The organism is Caballeronia sp. GAWG1-1 (assembly GCF_023631465.1).
In the GTDB taxonomy this organism is placed as follows: domain Bacteria; phylum Pseudomonadota; class Gammaproteobacteria; order Burkholderiales; family Burkholderiaceae; genus Caballeronia.
The window spans coordinates 1-240 of the sequence record NZ_JALQDB010000137.1 but is presented as its reverse complement, the minus strand read 5'-3'; the positions used below and the strand labels follow the sequence as shown (position 1 = coordinate 240).

1 pseudogene is annotated in these 240 nt (G+C 57.1%); it reads left to right on the top strand.

From position 1 onward, the window contains the following. A pseudogene (locus NCT03_RS33780) lies at positions 1–240 on the top strand (IS3 family transposase); the annotation flags it as partial.

The window sequence follows — 240 nt, the reverse complement described above, 5'->3', positions numbered from 1 at the left end:
GCGCGATGTCATGCTGGCGGCTGTCGAACATCGTTTCGGGAACGTTCGCAAAACGCCCGCGCAAATCGAATGGCTCAGCGACAACGGTTCGGGTTACATTGCCGAAAAGACCCGCGCGTTCGCTTCAGATATTGGTCTCAAGCCGTTGACCACGCCCGTATGCAGCCCGCAGAGCAATGGCATGGCAGAAAGCTTCGTCAAGACGATGAAGCGCGATTACGTTGCGTTCATGCCGAAGCC